Here is a 15,817-nt window from a genome sequence, read left to right as displayed (position 1 = left end):
GTTAGGGCTTTAGCGTTACAACGCTGTAAGCTTCATCTCTAAAGTACTCATTTGCCACCCGTACGAGGTCTTTGACCTCTAGGGCTTCAAATTCCTCTTCATAGCGGGCAATGTCCTCGATCTTGCCCTGAGTCAAGTACTCGGCAAACATCTCGGCGACATCGGAGGAATCTTCCAAGCCTGCAATGAAATCCACGCGGTTGTTGATTTTCACCTTGTCTAATTGCTGTTGCGTGATCCCGCCATGCTTGATGTTGTCTAGGATCGCCAAAATCTCCTTTTTGATTTGGGCGGCTTCGACATTTTGGTTCGCTCCTGTAATGAATAAAAACACGCTCGCATCTTTGAGCTCCATATTTTGGGCGAAGACTTGGGAGGCTAGGCGTTTTTGATCCACCAAAGTTTTACGCAACAAACTGCTATCCCCTTCGGCCAAAAGCTTGGCTAGGGCATTCAGGGCAACTTGGTCCTTATGGGCAAAGGGGGGGACTTTCCAGCCGATCGCCAGCCACTCTAAGGACAGGTCTTTTTTGTGAATCACGGTTTCTCTCAAGCCATTTTGGATAGGCTCTTGCATGTAAACCTCGGGGATGGGGGTTTGGCTCTTGTTGGGGATACTTGCAAAGTGTTTTTTAGCTTGCTCGAAGACTTTTTTAGGGTCTAAATCCCCCACCACCAATAAAATGGCGTTCTTGGGTTGGTAGTAGGTGTCGTGAAACTCTCGAATGTCTTGGATTGTCCAATGCTGTATGTCTTGCATAAAGCCGATGGGAGTCCAGTGGTAGGGGTGGTAGACAAAGGCGGTGTTGAAAAAGCGGAAGTAGAGATAGCCTAGTGGGGAGTTATCAGTGCGCCACAATCTCTCTTCGGCCACGACCTGTCTTTCGGGCAAAAACTCGTCCTCTTTGAGCTGTAAAGAGCCTAGCATTTCGGCAAACAACTCCAAAGACTTGTCTAAATTGGCGTTGCTCGCTTTAATAAAATAACGGGTGTTGTCAAAGCTCGTGGAGGCGTTGCTGACCCCACCAAAGCCCTTAACGATGGTGTCAAATTCCCCATCTTTGAGGTGTTTGGTGCTTTTAAAGCTCATGTGTTCGAGCATATGGGCGATCCCACTCTTGCCCATGCGCTCGTTTCTTGAGCCAACTTTGTAGAGCAAATCCACCTCAATCACCCCGCTTTTATTCGCCAAAGGCACGGCAACCACTTGCAACCCATTGTCAAGAGTGATGCTCTCGTAGTGGGGCAAGTAGGTACGCATACTCAGTTTTTCTGTCGCTTGCGCTGCTTGCATGAAACCACCTAGTATTAAAATTAAAACAAAAAAACGACCCAAGCCCTTCATCTTTTTTGTCCAATCCCAACAGCCTCATGGATTGAGCTCAACCCATCTTGTTGGAGCAATTTTACTATATCTTGGTTTATTTGTCTACAAATTGTTGGGCCTTGGTAGATAAAAGCTGTGAAAATCTGCAAGAAACTAGCCCCCATTTTAATCCGCTCATAGGCTTCTTTAGCATCGCTAATCCCCCCCACGGCCACCAAAACAGCCCGCCCAAAAAACGCCCTAGCGATCTCTTCAAACACTACCCTAGCCTTTGCCTCTAACACCCGACCACTCAGCCCCCCACTTTGGCGCGCCCCAGGCAGCAGTGAATAGTCAATCGTGGTGTTGGTGGCAATGATCCCCTTTGCCCCCGCCTTTATCGCCCTTTCACACACTGCTAAAAGCCCATCGCTTGGCATGTCTGGGGCGACTTTTAAAAACAAGGGCTTATGGGTGCGCTCTCTTGCCATAGAAAAGAGTTCATCCACAAAGCTTTCGTTTTGTAAATCTCTCAAATTCGGGGTGTTGGGCGAGGAGAGATTGAAGACATAGTAATCCCCCACGCCTAAACTCGCCTTTAATGCTTTTTCATAATCGCTTAGGGTGTTTTCTAGGGGGGTGTCCTTGTTCTTGCCTAAATTCACCCCGATAAGACAAGGCAGGGGGGGCAAATTCTCCAGCCTTTGCGCCGCCTTTGCCACCCCTTTGTTGTTAAAACCCATGCTGTTTTGTAGACTCTGCTGTGGGATATAGCGGAAAACCCTAGGTTTGGGGTTGCCCAGCTGAGCTTTTGGCGTGAGTGTGCCCACCTCTATTGCGCCAAAACCCAAGCGGCTAAGACCCGCCACCATGGTGGCGTTTTTATCAAAGCCGGCGGCAAGCCCGATGGGATTAGGCAGATTTAAGCCTAAAATCTTTTGCGCCAAAGCGGGGTTTGGCATTTGAGGACTGCGGGGCAACTTGCCCCAAATTTTTAAGCCAAACCCCACGAGGGCGTGCACCCTCTCAGCCTCTAGGGCAAACAACCACCTAGGTGTCATCGGCAGCGCTCACAATCTTTTCATACAGAAGTTGGGCATTTAAAGGAGTCTTTTTGGGGGCCAGACGGATGTAATCGCCCCCCGCTTGCAAGGCATAAGTTTGGGCGTTGTCTTTGAGTTGCAAATGCAGGATATGTAACATTTTGCGTTGGATTGCCTTAGATGTGGCAGGGACCAAGAGTTCCACCCGTTTTTCTAAATTGCGGGGCATCATGTCTGCGCTTGAGAAATACAGCTTGTGCGTGTCGTGGGCGAAGTAATAAATACGGGCGTGTTCTAAATATTTGCCCACAATGGAAAACACCCGAATGTTCTCGCTAAAGCCCTTCATTTGTGGACGCAAACAACAAATCCCTCGCACTAACAAATCAATCTTCACTCCCACTCGCGAAGCTTTGTACAAACAATCAATGATGTCCTTATCCACGAGCGCATTGACCTTAAAAATGATCCGCCCCTTGCGCTTAAAGACCATTTCGTGGGCGATGAGGGCTAGGATTTTGCTTTTAATTTGTTTGGGGGCCATATAAAGCGTGCTTAAATGTGTCTGCGCGCTCACGCCTGTGCCTAGAGAGTGGAAGAGCTTTAAGGTGTCGTGCGCGATTTTGGGGTTGGCACTCAGCAGGCTCAAGTCGGTGTAAACCTTGGCTGAAAGCGTGTTGTAATTGCCTGTACTGATGTGGACATATTCTTTTAGGCTATCGCCCACCTTACGCACCACCAACGCCACCTTTGCATGCACCTTCAAATTAGACACCCCATAGATCACATGCGCTCCGGCATTTTCTAGGGCCCGTGCCCAATGCAAGTTGTTTTCCTCATCAAAGCGGGCTTTAAGTTCTACAAGCACGCTCACCTGCTTATAGGGTGCAGCCTCTGTGAGGGCTTTGACAATGGGCGACTCTTTACCCACTCTGTATAAGGTCATGCGGATGGAAACGACATCCTTGTCTTCGGCGGCGTTTTGGATGAAGTGCACAATGGGATCGAAGCTCTCATAAGGGTGGAAGAGCAAAATGTCTTGCTGATCGAGCAGATCGAAGAATGCCCGACTCTCCAAGAAGCCAATACCGCTTAAGGGGGGCAAAATCTTAGGCACGAACACGGGGGCTTTTAAATGGGCATAATCCTTTAGCCCCACCAACTCCCACAAACGCCCCAAGTCCAACAAAATGCGGCTGGGGTACAAGGTAACGCCGGGCATTTGTGCGCTTAGAATTTGGCGCAAATGCACACTCCCCCCGCCCACCTCCAAACGCACCGCTTCCCCCCGATCCCGTGTGCGTAAGCCCTCGCTGATGCGATCGACCAAATCATGCCCCTCGTCTTCGATGATTTCCATGTCGGCATTGCAGGTGATTCTAAAGACCATGCTCTCCAAGATGGTGTAACTCTCAAACAACAAGGGAGCGCATTTTTGCACGATTTCCTCCACCGCCACAAACACGCCCGTGTCGATTTCCACAAAGCGCTTGAGCAAAGAGGGGATTTTCACTGCCCCATAGACGATCTCCCCGTCCTTGCGCTCCAACTCAAAGACCAAACCAAAGCTCAAGTTGCGTACAAAGGGGAAGGGGCGGTTTAGGTCCAGCAAGGTTGGCACCACGATGGGGTAAAGGTGTTTGTGGAAGTGGTCTTGTAGCTTGGGGTGGTGTTTGATGGGCAGGCTTGCCACGCTTTTTAAGCTTAGGCCATGCTTACTTAAAGACTCTTTCAAGCCCAAAAACTGCTTTTGCACGATTTTTTGCTCAGTAGCAGCATAAGCGTGGATGCGCTCTAGCTGTTCTCTTGGGCTCAAGCCATCTAGGTTTGTGGTTGTCATGTTGTTGTCGGCCAGGTGCTTTAGGCCTGCCACCCTAATCATGTAAAACTCGTCTAAATTCGTCCCATAAATGGCTAAGAATTTTAACCGCTCCAAAAGGGGCAAGCCTTCATCGCAAGCTTGGTCTAAAACCCTTGTGTTGAAGCGCAGCCATGAAAGTTCTCGGTTAAAATACACTTGTCATCTCCACACCTAAAGGGCGCATGTTAGCCAAAAGAATTAAACCTTTTGCATGGCGGTGTTGCAAAGTGCGTCGTGCCAAAGCCGCATGTTAGGGCGCATTAAGGGCAAGAGCAGACCTATCAGCGTGCTTGCCACCAACAGCCACACAAAAAAGCGCAACAATGCCCGAAAAAAGCCCACCTTGTCGCGGCTCTTGGCACACACCAACTTTAGCCCAACATAGCGTAGCCCCGGGGTCTGTCCACCCACGCACAAAAACACGCTAGAGAGCAAGCCAAAGCCCGCCACACACGCAAACACCGCCATTTGATTTTGTCTAAAGGCCTGCGCTGAGCCTAAAATGACATAAGTAACAACATACAAAAGCGGGGTGTAGAGCATGAACAAATCCGTGATGAAGGCTTTGATGCGCTCGAACCCGTGCAGGGCTTTAAAGTTTTGTGCGAGCACGCCCTTTAATTGCCCCGACTGCCCGGTTTGATAGCCTGACTGTGCTGACACAACGGGCAATTTTCAGGCGGGTACATGTCAAAATTAAAATCCGCTAGGGTAAAAAAAGGCAGGGCAGGCAATTTACACGCTTCTTTGTGTGTAGGCTTTAAGCCCCTTTGGCATATACCCCGATTGGCAAGGCTGGCAAAGCCCACGACTTTTGCCCCTAAGCCTTCCACACACGCCCCCGCCTCCATCGCCGACCCGCCTGTCGTGATGATGTCCTCGCAGACCAAGACCTTTTCGCCCTCTTGCACGCTAAAGCCCCGTCTCAACACCATTTCCCCTTGCACCCTCTCGGTGAAGATAAAGCGCACACCAAGAGCCCGGGCTAACTCATAGCCGGCTAAAATCCCCCCCAAAGCCGGCGAGCAAATCGTGTCGATCTCTAGCTTGGATTGTTGGATTTCTACCGCTAGTGCCTCGGCTAACTCAGAAGCGATTTTAGGGTCTTCTAGAACCTTTGCCGATTGCAAGTAAAAATTAGAGTGGTTGCCACTAGAGAGCAGAAAATGCCCCTCTAAGAGCGCCCCGCAATCGGTGTAGATTTTGCGAATATCCATGTTAGACCTTTAGGACTTCCTCTTCTTTGGCTTTGGTGTGTTCGTCAATTTTCTTGATGAAGTCATCGGTGTACTTTTGCACCTCAGCCAACGCTCTTTTGTTTTCATCCTCGCTGATCGCCTTGTCTTTCTCTAGCTTTTTGATTTGGTTGTTCGCCTCTTGGCGGACATTACGGATAGCGACCTTCGCCTTTTCACCCATCGCCTTTGCGTCTTTGGCGATTTCTTTGCGCTGCTCCATGGTCATTGGGGGGAAGAAGAGTTTGACATTTTCACCATCATTGCTGGGATTGACCCCGATATTTGCCTCTTGCAACGCCCTTTCAATGTCTTTTAAAAGCCCCCTCTCCCACGGGGTGATGGTGATGGTAGAAGCGTCTGTGGCGATCACAGAAGCGACTTGGTTTAAAGGCGTGGGGGTGTTGTAATACTCCACACGCACATGATCGACTAAGCTGATAGAAACCCGCCCGCTGCGTAAAGTCGTGAAATCCTTACTCAAGGCTTGCAAACTCTTTTGCATTTGCTCTTTGGTGTGCTTGTAAATGTCTTCTAACATGTTAGTCCTTTTTGTCTTTGTTGGTTTCTTTGGTTTCTGTGCCTTGTTTGGGTGCAACTTTAAGTGTGCCTTTATGCTCGGGCAAGGGGATTAAATTGTGCTTTTCTTTCTTGTAGGGCACAGCTAGGGGGTGGTTGTCGGTTTTAGGCAAGAGTAAGGGGTTACTCAAGGGATTGTTTTGCGTGGGGTTTTTAGGCACTAAGGGTACAAGGGGGGCAGCTTTAGGGGCGTTGTCAACCAGGCTAATGTTGTACTCTTTATTGTAAAAGTAGCCTAGGGTGATGGTGTTGCTTAAAAATAAAAAGCCTAAAACCATCGTGGCTTTTGCCATGAAACTTGCCGGGCCCTTTGCCCCAAAGAGCGACTCGTTGCTCCCGCTGTACGCCCCAAGCCCGATGCTTGAACTTTTTTGCAACAACACCACAATGACAATCAACACGGCCAGCACAATCTGTAAGACCAAGAACAGACTACTCAACACACGCTCCAAAGTGCAAGGATTAAATGGCGATTTTAGCAAAATTTTATTAAAATTAGGACTTTTAGCAAAGGGGGCTAGAGGTGCGCCACTCTTTTAGCAAGAGAGCCAAGACTTACGCAGAGTTTTCAAGTGTGCAAAAACGCATCGTTGAACGCCTGCTCGCCCCTTTGGCGTGCGGGTGTTATGGGCGGGTGCTTGATTTGGGCTGTGGGAGCGGCACCGTGCTCAAAGCCTTGCCCGCTTTGGGGGTGGAAGTGGACACATTTGTGGGGCTAGACATTTCAGCCCAAATGCTCTCCTTACACCCCACAGCTAGCCCAAGTGCTAAGAGTGTGCGCCTAGAGTGCGTAGACTTTGAAAACACAGAGTTTGTGCCCAGCGACCTAGCCATCAGCGCATCGTCCCTGCAGTGGGCGCAGAATTTGGCGCAGGTGTGTGGGCATTTGGCGCAGAGTTGCAAACGGGTGGCTCTAGCCATCCACACGAGCGCAAGCCTGCACGAGCTGCACACCTTTTTAAACACGCATTCGCCCTTAAGGGAAGCTAAAGAAGTGTGTGGCATTTTAGAGCAAAGTTTTAAGGGGTTTAAACAAACCATGTGGGTGGAAACATTTAAACAAGAATTTAACGATAGAGAGAGTTTTTTACAACAACTTAAAAGGGGCGGACTACTCGGGGGCGGAGCTTTACCTTTTGGCAAGGCGAAATCTTTAAAATTTAATGTCCCCTACCATAGCCTAAGCTATGAAGCCATTTTCTTCATCGGGGAGCTTGCATGAGTAAAGCTAGGGTATTTTCGGGCATCCAGCCCACCGGGGGCGTGCATTTAGGCAACTACTTAGGGGCGATCAAGCAATGGGTGCAGGCACAAGACAGCTATGAAAATATCTTTTGTATTGTCAATGCCCATGCCATCACCATCCCCAAAGACCCCAAAGAATTGCGCGCCCAAAGCCTAGAAATGGCGACCCTTTTATTAGCTTGTGGGATCGACCCTGCAAAGTCTAGCCTCTTTATCCAAAGCCAAATAGATGAGCATGGGGCGTTAGCGTGGCTGTTAAATTGCGTGGCGGGCATGGGCGAGCTTAATCGCATGACCCAATTTAAAGACAAGGGCGCAAAACAAGATCAGGTGAGCGCAGGGCTGTTTGCCTACCCGGTTTTAATGGCAGCCGACATTTTGCTTTACCAAACCAACGCCGTGCCCGTGGGCGAAGACCAAAAGCAACATTTAGAGCTTGCTCGAAACCTAGCCCAACGCTTTAATCGAGATTTTGGGGCGTGCTTTGTCGTGCCCGAGCCCTTGATCGCCCCAAGTGGGGCTAGGGTGATGGGCTTAGACGACCCCACCATTAAAATGAGCAAATCGCACAAAGCCCCCTTGCACGCCTTGTTTTTGCTAGACACCCCCGACTTGATTGCTAAGAAAATCAAAAAAGCCACCACCGACTCGCTAGGCGTGGTTGCCTTTGACCCCACAAGGGCAGGGCTACTTAATTTGCTTTGCATTTATGAGAATTTAAGCGGCCTGAGCCGTGAAGCCATAGAAAATGAGTTTCAAGGTAAGGGCTATGGGCATTTTAAAAACGCCTTGATTGAGCTATTAGTTGCCACCCTAGCCCCCATACAAGAGAATCACCAACGCCTGCAGGCTAGCCCTGACTATGTTACAAAGGTGCTAAATGAGGGGTGTGCTCGAGTACGCCCCCTAGCACAGGCGACCTACACAAAAGCCAAAGAGCTGATGGGTTTGGTGTGAAATTTTTAGCGTGGGCTGTGTGTGGGGCGTGGCTAGGTGCTGCCCCTTTCATCGCTTTGGGCGAGCCGGCCAAATACCAACAAAACTTCACACATTTTAATTATGCCAACCCCAACGCCCCTAAAGGGGGGCTTTTAAAAAACTACGCTTTAGGCACCTTTGATAGCCTAAACCCCTTTTTACTCAAGGGCACGAAGGCAAGCGGTTTGGAGCTTGTCTATGACACGCTTTTAGCCCAAAGCCTAGACGAACCTTATGCCGAATACGCCCTAATCGCCAATGACATAGAAGTGGCTAAGGACAATGCCTATGTCATTTTTGGGATCGACAAAAGGGCGAGATTTAGCGATGGCGTGCCGATTTTAGCCAGCGATGTGAAGTTCAGCTTTGACATTCTCATGCAAAAGGGCAGCCCCGTTTTCAAGCAATATTACAGCGACATTCAAGAAGCCATCGTGCTAGACAAATGGCATGTGAAATTTACCTTTAAAAACACCCACAACCGCGAATTGCCCTTAATCTTAGGGCAATTACAAGTTTTGCCTAAGCACTTCTTTGGCACCCACGATTTTAACAACCCCCTTTTGATGCCCGTGTCTAGCGGACCCTACACCATTAAATCCTTTGCCATCGGCAAGCAAATCACTTATGAACGCAATAAAAACTATTGGGCGCAAGATTTGCCCGTGCAAAAGGGGCAATATAATTTTGACTTGGTGCGTTTTGACTATTACAAGGACGACTCGGTCGCCTTGCAAGCGTTTTTGAGTGGGGCTTACGATTGGCGGTTTGAAAGCACGGCGAAAGTGTGGGCAAGGGGCTATGTGGGTAAGGGGATTTCTAGTGGGCGTATCCATAAGGTTTTATTAAAACACGCCTTGCCTGCAGGGATGCAGGGCTTTTTTATGAACACCAGAAGAGAGATTTTTAAAGACATTCGGGTGAGAGAAGCCCTCTTTTACGCCTTTGACTTTGAGTGGGCAAATAAAAATCTCTTCTTCTCACAATACAAACGCACCACCAGCTATTTTAGCAACTCTATCTTTGCCTCTAGTGGCTTGCCCACAGGGCAAGAATTGCAAGACTTAGAGAAGTTTAAACCCGAGCTAGAAAAGTACAACCCCCGCATTTTCACCACACCCTACCTTGTGCCACGCACAAACGGAGCAGTGAAACTCGGGCAAAATCGGCGGGAGAATTTAAAACACGCCCAAGCCCTCTTAAGGCAAGCCGGCTATATCGTGAAAGATAACCAGCTGATCAACGCCAAGAGCAAAAAGCCCTTTATTTTCACCATGCTTTTAAATAACCAAGCCTTTGAAAGATTAGCCCTAGCCTATGCCAAAAATTTAAAAGTTTTGGGGATCACCATGCAAATCCAAAGGGTGGATTTGAGCCAGTATATGGGGCGGATCAAAAAGTTTGACTACGACATGGTGGTCGGCAGTGTCGGGCAATCCTTATTCCCGGGTAATGAGCAACGCTATTTTTGGGGAAGTGGCAGCGCCACACAGCCGGGTAGCCAAAACTACGCCGGCATTGCCAACCGGGCCATTGACGGCTTAATTAACATGGTGATTAAAGCCAAAGACCGCCCAAGCCAAATATCTGCTGTGCGAGCGTTGGATAGGGTGCTCTTGTGGGGTTTTTATGTCATCCCCCACTTCCATGCCCCCTTTTGGCGCATCGCCTATTGGGACAAGATCGCCATGCTCAAAAACCCCCCCTATGGCTTTTCGCCTTATTTGTGGTGGGATAAAAATTTAGAGAGAAAGCCCTAATGCTCTTTTACACCCTAAAACGGCTCTTGCTCTTGATCCCCACTTTATTTGGAATCATCACCTTAAACTTTTTCATCATCCAAAGTGCGCCCGGCGGGCCTGTGGAGCAAATGATGGCAAAGCTCACAAACGCCACCAACCAAGAGAGCAAGAGCTTGAGCCTCAAAGAAAACCAGCTGAGCGAAAGCCGTTACAAGGGGGCACAGGGCATGGACAGCGCGCTTTACAAAGAACTCACGAAACTCTATGGCTTTGACAAACCCCTTTGGCAACGCTATGTGATCATGTTAAAAAAATACCTGTGTTTTGACTTTGGGCAGAGTTTTTACCGCCAAATCGGGGTGCTCGATTTGATTAAAGAGAAGTTGCCCGTGTCGATCTCTTTGGGCTTTTTCAGCACACTACTCATTTATCTCATCTCTATCCCTTTGGGGATTTTAAAAGCAAGACACAACAATTCGGGCTTTGACATTGCCAGCAGTGTGGCGGTGGTGGTGGCAAATGCGATCCCCTCATTCATCTTTGCCCTTTTATTGATTGTGCTCTTTGCCTCGGGCACTTATTGGCACATTTTCCCCCTAAAGGGCTTGGTCAGCGACAATTTTGACACCCTAAGCACCTTTGGCAAAATCAAGGACTATTTATGGCACATTGCCCTGCCCGTGCTGTGTATGAGCATCGGGGGCTTTGCCAGCCTCACCTTGCTTGTCAAAAACTCGTTTTTGGACGAAATGGGCAAGTTGTATTTAACCACCGCTCGGGCAAAGGGGGCTAGCGAAAATCGCATTTTTTACGGGCATGTCTTTAGAAACGCCATGCTCTTGGTTATTGCCGGGTTTCCCAGCGCCTTTTTGGGGGTGTTTTTCAGTGGGAGTTTGTTGATTGAGATCATTTTTAGTTTAGACGGGCTAGGACTACTGAGCTTTGATAGCTTGATCAACAGAGATTACCCCGTGGTTTTTGGCTCGCTCTACATTTTCACACTGTTAGGCTTGCTCGTCAATCTCATCAGCGACTTGACCTATGCCCTTGTGGATCCCCGTATTGACTTTGAAAGGCGTTGATGGTGAGGACTTACCAACAAAGCGGCGTGGATTTAGACAAGGCAAAAGCACTGATACAAGCCATCACCCCCCTAGCCAGCCAAACATACGATCAAAGCGTTTTACAGGGCGTGGGGGGGTTTTTTGGGGCTTATGCCATGCCTAGTGGCTACAAAGAACCCGTTTTGATCTCTTGCACCGATGGCATAGGCACAAAATTAAAACTTGCTAAAGAAACCCACCAGCTGTTTAACTTAGGGTTAGACTTGGTGGCGATGAATCTCAACGATTTAATCTGTGCCTTTGCCAAGCCTCTGTTTTTCTTAGATTACTTTGCCACGAGCCAGCTAGAGCCACGCCAAACTCTAGCCTTGATTGAAGGCATGGCATTTGGGTGTAAAGAGTCGGGCTGTGCGCTCATCGGCGGAGAGAGTGCCCAAATGCCCGGGGTGTATGCCCCGAGTGAGTTTGATTTGGCGGGCTTTTGCGTGGGCGTGGCAGAGAAAAGCGACTTAAGCAAAAAGGACAAAATCCAAGCAGGGGATATTTTAGTGGGCTTTAAAAGCAGTGGGCTGCATAGCAATGGCTTTTCTTTGGTGAGAGAAATTTTAAAGAGCCAGCCACACAACGCCCCGAGTTTGGACACGCTTTTAACCCCTACAAGGCTTTACACGCCTTTACTTGCCCTGAAGGATAAAATCCACACCCTAGCACACATCACGGGGGGCGGGCTCAAGGGCAATTTAGAGCGCATTTTACCCCCAAATGTCAGCGCACACATTGAGTTAAAAGCCTTGCCCCGTTTGAGCGTGTTTAGATGGCTCTTAGGGCATTTAGACTTTGCGGAGTGTTTAAGGGTGTTTAACATGGGCGTGGGGATGGTGGCGATCGCCCCTTGTGAAAATTTAAAGGCATTAGAAAAAGCGGGGGGCTTCTATCTTGGCACACTCACAAGTGGGGCGCAAGAAATTACATTTGTGGAGTGAATATGGCGTTGAAATTTTTTAAATTATACGGCTATGGTTTGGGTGTAGTGGTTTTGTGTTTAGGCGTGTATGTGGGGGTGTTTATCGCTCAGGTTAAGCATAAGGGCGCAGAGCAAGCGCAGATAAAAACCCCCAGAGCGCAAGAAAAAATCACAGAACGAGCACAAGTCCCCAAAGGGGCAACCCCCACAACAAACACAGAAACCAAAGAGACAACAGAGACTAAAGCTCCCAAAGAAACAAAAGAGCCCACAAAGGTACAAGAACAAGCCACCACACAAGAAGCGCAAAAAGAAGCTAAAGCCATAGAAACCAAACAGACTCAAGAAGCCACCGCCAAAGATGCGCAAAAGCCCACCACTAAAGAACAAAGCACGGAAGCCAAAGAGGGCGCAAAAGAACCCCCCTACACCATCTACCATGTGGGTGTGAGTGCCGTCAATGTACGCGCAAAACCTAGCACCCACGCCCCTGTGGTGGTAAAAATCCTACGAGGGCAAGAGGTGCGTGTCTTAGAGGTCAAAGAGGGTTGGGGCCGGGTTGATAAGGGTTGGGTGTATTTGCAACTCTTAAAAAAGGATCAGTGATGCGTCATTACGCCGTCTTTGGCAACCCCATCGCCCACTCCAAATCCCCCCTGCTCCACAACGCCGTGTTTGTGCGCTATGAAAAAGAATTGGGTTTTAGGGGCAACTACCACCCCATACTCTTAGAAAACCCCCAAGATTTAAAGAGCCGTTTTTTAGAGCTGGGCTTATTTGGGGCAAACATCACCACGCCTTTTAAAGAAGTGGCGTTTCATTTGAGCGACAAAGTGGAGGGGCTCGCTCAAGAAGTCCAAGCGGTGAACACTTGGGTGTTAAGAGAGGGGCAGGTGGTGGGTTACAACACCGACATAGAGGGCTTTTTAGCCCCCTTAAAGGGGCTTCATGTTTCTAGGGCTTTGATCTTAGGGGCGGGGGGCAGTGCGCGGGCTGTGGTGTGCGCCTTAAAATCAAGGGGCGTTGCGGTGAGCGTGTGTAACAGAAGTGCAAAAAAACTCGCCTATTTTCAAGCCCAAAATATCCCTAGCTTTTTAAGCCAAGACTGCCCCCTAGACGCTTACGATTTAATCATCAACACCACCACCGCAGGGCTCAAAGACAACAACCTACCCTGTGAAGAGAGTTTATTAAAAGCCCTTTTTAAACAAGCTAAACACGCTTACGATCTCATTTACCACAACACCCCCTTTTTAAGCCTAGCTAGAGAGTGCCATTTAAAGACCTTTGATGGCAAGGCGATGCTTGTCGCCCAGGCGGTGCTGAGTTTCGCCCAATTTGTCCCCCATTTAAACAGCCCCCTAGTGCTAGCAACCATGCAAGAAGTGCTGCATTGAGCCATTTAAGCCCCCTTGAAAAAATCAATCTAGGCAGTTTCTACACTCCACCCTTTTTAGTGCACAAAGCGTTTGCCATGCTGACTGCCCATTTGCAGCCTAAGGGGTATTGCCTATTAGATAGTGCTTGTGGGGCGGGGGCATTTCTCACACAAGAGGGCTTTAAAAGAGTGATCGGAGTGGATAGGGATTTGACCGCCCTAAAGCAAGCCAAAATCAACGCCCCCAGTGCCCATTTAATCCACACAAATGCCCTAAGAGGTTGCAGCCGCCAGATTCTAGGGCTTGCCAAGAGCGATAAGCTCGCCATTGTGGGCAACCCCCCCTACAACGACACCACTTCACAAGTGCGCCAATCTCTAAAAACAGCCCCCATAGACACCGATCCCCTTTTAAAGGCAAGGGATTTAGGGCTTAGTTTTCTACGCTCTTACGACCTGCTCAAAGCGGATTTTGTCTGTGTCTTGCACCCTTTATCTTATCTCATCAAAAAGACAAATTTCCAAGCCCTAAAGGGGTTTAGACAAAACTACCGCCTAAAAGACGCTTGTATCCTTAGCTCTAAAATCTTTTGCCCTAAATCGCTCGCCCCCTTTCCCATCATCTTAGCCCTTTATGCCAGGGACAAACAGGGCATGGATTTTAGCTTTATCGCCAATTTTAGCTTTAACACTCTAGAGGGCAAGAGTTTTAGGCTCAAAGACCTAGAGCCCATCACCCCCCACATCGACAAATACCCCAACGCCAAAAAAGTCCAAGAAGCACAGGTGTTTTTCTACCCTTTAAGAGACATCAACGCTTTGGCGCGCTCTAAGACCTTTATGCCCACCCAAAAGGCACACAGCGTTTTAGTGAGCCCCCAAAAATACAGCCTTTATTGCTACATTGACATTTTTAAAACCCAAATCCCCCACATCCCCTACTACCTACGCAACTGCGACATTTTCTTTAACTTTGAAAGTTTTAAAGCCTTAGAAAACGACTTCATTGAGGCAAGCCAAAATAAGCAGGTAAGCCCTAAAATCAAGAAATATTTTAGAGATTTGCTAGGGGAGCATTATGTGGCAAATTAACCAAAGAAGGGAGTTTTATGGAGTTTCAACCTTTAAATGTGGGGCAACTTTTAAGCACAGATAAACGGCGTTTAGCTCTCTTAAATGCGGTTTTAGAGGATTTGGAGAGTGAGGCGGAGTTTAAAAGTGTTTTGGCATACATTGCGCAGTCTAAGGGGATAGACTTGCCCGAATTAGAAGGGGCAGATTTTGATTTTTTAAGTGCGGTGAGGCGGCTGGGTTACCGGTTACAAGCCAAATTACTAGAGCCTTTAGACTAAACTAACCTAGCAATTTGAGGCAAACATGTACCAAAAAGACCTAGAAAACTACTTAAAAACCCGTGTGCCTAGGGCGGTGTTGCTCTATGGTGAGTGGGAGTTTTACATTGAGTATTATGGAAGAAAAATAGCCCAACTCTACCCACAGGCACAAGTCAATCGGGCGTATTTTGGCGAGTTTCAATTAAACGAGTGTTTGGAGTGGCTAGGGCAATCTAGTTTATTTGCTAAGGGCAACTTAGTGTGGCTCAAAATTGATAAAAAACTGAGTGCCAAAGACACCCAAAAACTCTTAGATTCTCTAGCCAAGAATCCCCAAAGCGCCCTAATCATTGAGTTTTATCGGGGGGCAAAGAGCCAAAGCGAATACGCCCAAGACTTTCGGCAATTTGGCGCAAATTTTAAACATGCCGGACTCAAAGATTTGGTGCTAGAAGTGCGTTTTTTCACCCCTCCCTATGGCACACTCTTAGAGCTGGCGCAAGAGAAAATCCACGAGTTGCAATTAACAATCAAGCAAGAAGCCCTAAACTTGCTCTTAGAGGGGCATAATTTTGATTTGCGCTTGGTGTATCGGGATTTAGAAAAATTAGCCTTAGTAGGACAAAGTGTAGGCTTGCAAGAGGTGCGGGATTTGGTGCAAGGCATGGGGGCTGTGGAGGTGGGTGGATTTTTAAACGCCTTGTTTGCCAAAAAGGGGGTGTTGGAGCTGTGGGGGCGGCTGCAAAATGAGGGGGGATGAGGGCGAGTGGCTTAGGGCATTGTGGCGGTATTTTTATCAACTCTTTGGCTTTTATGCTTACAGCCAAAAGGGGCAGCCCCAAGCCAAAGAGATTTTAGGCTACACCCCTCCGCCCGCCATTGTCAAAGAACTCAAAGAACGCTGTTTTCAAGTCGCCGATTACGCCACGCTCTTTAGTTTATTGCAAGGTTGGCACAGCGCAAATTTGCAAGGGCAAAGAGAAAGAAGCTGGCATTTTTTAATCAAAATACAAGATTGTATCCGCTAGAATACTAGGCTTAACCTTGCTCTTTTCACGCGGTAAAAGGGCGCAAACCAAAAGGAGAGT

18 protein-coding genes are annotated in these 15,817 nt (G+C 48.4%); 11 read left to right on the top strand and 7 right to left on the bottom strand.

The window, feature by feature from the left end; genetic code table 11:
- Window position 1 precedes the first annotated feature (1 nt).
- Genes K6J72_RS00285 through secG form a run of 7 tightly spaced genes read right to left on the bottom strand, consistent with a single transcriptional unit; the run spans window position 2 to window position 6,464 of the window.
- Window positions 2-1,345, bottom strand: a complete 1,344-nt coding sequence (locus K6J72_RS00285) for a M16 family metallopeptidase (protein ID WP_221279576.1) — start codon at window positions 1,343-1,345, stop codon at window positions 2-4.
- Complete coding sequence (pyrD, locus tag K6J72_RS00280) at window positions 1,342-2,367, bottom strand: dihydroorotate dehydrogenase (quinone) (protein ID WP_221279573.1); 1,026 nt, start codon at window positions 2,365-2,367, stop codon at window positions 1,342-1,344. The genes K6J72_RS00285 and pyrD overlap by 4 nt, the downstream gene beginning before the upstream one ends.
- A complete protein-coding gene (ppk1, locus tag K6J72_RS00275) occupies window positions 2,357-4,366 on the bottom strand; it encodes a polyphosphate kinase 1 (RefSeq protein WP_221279571.1) in 2,010 nt (669 codons plus the stop codon). Before ppk1 ends, pyrD begins: the two co-directional genes overlap by 11 nt.
- 42 nt (window positions 4,367-4,408) lie before the next feature.
- Window positions 4,409-4,822: an RDD family protein gene (locus tag K6J72_RS00270; protein WP_221279569.1), complete on the bottom strand. Its 414-nt coding sequence runs from the start codon at window positions 4,820-4,822 to the stop codon at window positions 4,409-4,411.
- Between the two features lie 5 nt (window positions 4,823-4,827).
- The gene (gene pyrE / locus K6J72_RS00265; RefSeq protein WP_221279567.1) at window positions 4,828-5,427 is read right to left on the bottom strand and encodes an orotate phosphoribosyltransferase; all 600 of its coding nucleotides are present in this window, start codon (window positions 5,425-5,427) and stop codon (window positions 4,828-4,830) included.
- A gap of 1 nt (window position 5,428) precedes the next feature.
- A complete protein-coding gene (gene frr, locus K6J72_RS00260) occupies window positions 5,429-5,986 on the bottom strand; it encodes a ribosome recycling factor (protein ID WP_221272368.1) in 558 nt (185 codons plus the stop codon).
- A 1-nt stretch (window position 5,987) separates the two neighbouring features.
- On the bottom strand, window positions 5,988-6,464 hold the full coding sequence (gene secG / locus K6J72_RS00255; protein WP_221279565.1) for a preprotein translocase subunit SecG: 477 nt from the start codon (window positions 6,462-6,464) through the stop codon (window positions 5,988-5,990).
- An 83-nt stretch (window positions 6,465-6,547) separates the two neighbouring features.
- Here secG and K6J72_RS00250 point away from each other — a divergent pair, with 83 nt between their 5' ends.
- Genes K6J72_RS00250 through K6J72_RS08170 form a run of 11 tightly spaced genes read left to right on the top strand, consistent with a single transcriptional unit; the run spans window position 6,548 to window position 15,757 of the window.
- Complete coding sequence (locus tag K6J72_RS00250; protein WP_221279563.1) at window positions 6,548-7,246, top strand: methyltransferase; 699 nt, start codon at window positions 6,548-6,550, stop codon at window positions 7,244-7,246.
- On the top strand, window positions 7,243-8,226 hold the full coding sequence (gene trpS, locus K6J72_RS00245; protein ID WP_221279561.1) for a tryptophan--tRNA ligase: 984 nt from the start codon (window positions 7,243-7,245) through the stop codon (window positions 8,224-8,226). The genes K6J72_RS00250 and trpS overlap by 4 nt, the downstream gene beginning before the upstream one ends.
- Window positions 8,223-10,007 (top strand): extracellular solute-binding protein, encoded by a 1,785-nt coding sequence (locus K6J72_RS00240; protein ID WP_221279560.1) that lies wholly within the window; start codon window positions 8,223-8,225, stop codon window positions 10,005-10,007. Before trpS ends, K6J72_RS00240 begins: the two co-directional genes overlap by 4 nt.
- Window positions 10,007-11,071, top strand: coding sequence for a microcin C ABC transporter permease YejB (locus tag K6J72_RS00235; RefSeq protein WP_221279559.1), 1,065 nt, complete (start codon window positions 10,007-10,009; stop codon window positions 11,069-11,071). The genes K6J72_RS00240 and K6J72_RS00235 overlap by 1 nt, the downstream gene beginning before the upstream one ends.
- Window positions 11,071-12,036, top strand: a complete 966-nt coding sequence (purM, locus tag K6J72_RS00230; RefSeq protein WP_221279558.1) for a phosphoribosylformylglycinamidine cyclo-ligase — start codon at window positions 11,071-11,073, stop codon at window positions 12,034-12,036. The genes K6J72_RS00235 and purM overlap by 1 nt, the downstream gene beginning before the upstream one ends.
- Before the next feature lie 2 nt (window positions 12,037-12,038).
- Window positions 12,039-12,623, top strand: a complete 585-nt coding sequence (locus K6J72_RS00225) for an SH3 domain-containing protein (RefSeq protein WP_221279557.1) — start codon at window positions 12,039-12,041, stop codon at window positions 12,621-12,623.
- Window positions 12,623-13,414, top strand: a complete 792-nt coding sequence (locus tag K6J72_RS00220; RefSeq protein ID WP_221279556.1) for a shikimate dehydrogenase — start codon at window positions 12,623-12,625, stop codon at window positions 13,412-13,414. The genes K6J72_RS00225 and K6J72_RS00220 overlap by 1 nt, the downstream gene beginning before the upstream one ends.
- The gene (locus K6J72_RS00215; RefSeq protein ID WP_221279555.1) at window positions 13,411-14,487 is read left to right on the top strand and encodes a DNA methyltransferase family protein; all 1,077 of its coding nucleotides are present in this window, start codon (window positions 13,411-13,413) and stop codon (window positions 14,485-14,487) included. The genes K6J72_RS00220 and K6J72_RS00215 overlap by 4 nt, the downstream gene beginning before the upstream one ends.
- A gap of 17 nt (window positions 14,488-14,504) precedes the next feature.
- The gene (locus tag K6J72_RS00210) at window positions 14,505-14,747 is read left to right on the top strand and encodes a hypothetical protein (protein WP_221279554.1); all 243 of its coding nucleotides are present in this window, start codon (window positions 14,505-14,507) and stop codon (window positions 14,745-14,747) included.
- A gap of 25 nt (window positions 14,748-14,772) precedes the next feature.
- Entirely contained in the window at window positions 14,773-15,489 is a 717-nt protein-coding gene (locus tag K6J72_RS00205; protein WP_260320593.1) for a DNA polymerase III, read from the top strand.
- Complete coding sequence (locus K6J72_RS08170; protein WP_260320592.1) at window positions 15,476-15,757, top strand: hypothetical protein; 282 nt, start codon at window positions 15,476-15,478, stop codon at window positions 15,755-15,757. Before K6J72_RS00205 ends, K6J72_RS08170 begins: the two co-directional genes overlap by 14 nt.
- The last annotated feature ends 60 nt before the right edge of the window (window positions 15,758-15,817 follow it).

Origin of the sequence: Helicobacter sp. NHP19-003, assembly GCF_019703305.1 — a bacterium.
GTDB lineage: Bacteria > Campylobacterota > Campylobacteria > Campylobacterales > Helicobacteraceae > Helicobacter > Helicobacter gastrocanis.
The sequence above is the reverse complement of the archived record's forward strand: the minus strand, read 5'-3'. Positions and strand labels throughout refer to the sequence as shown.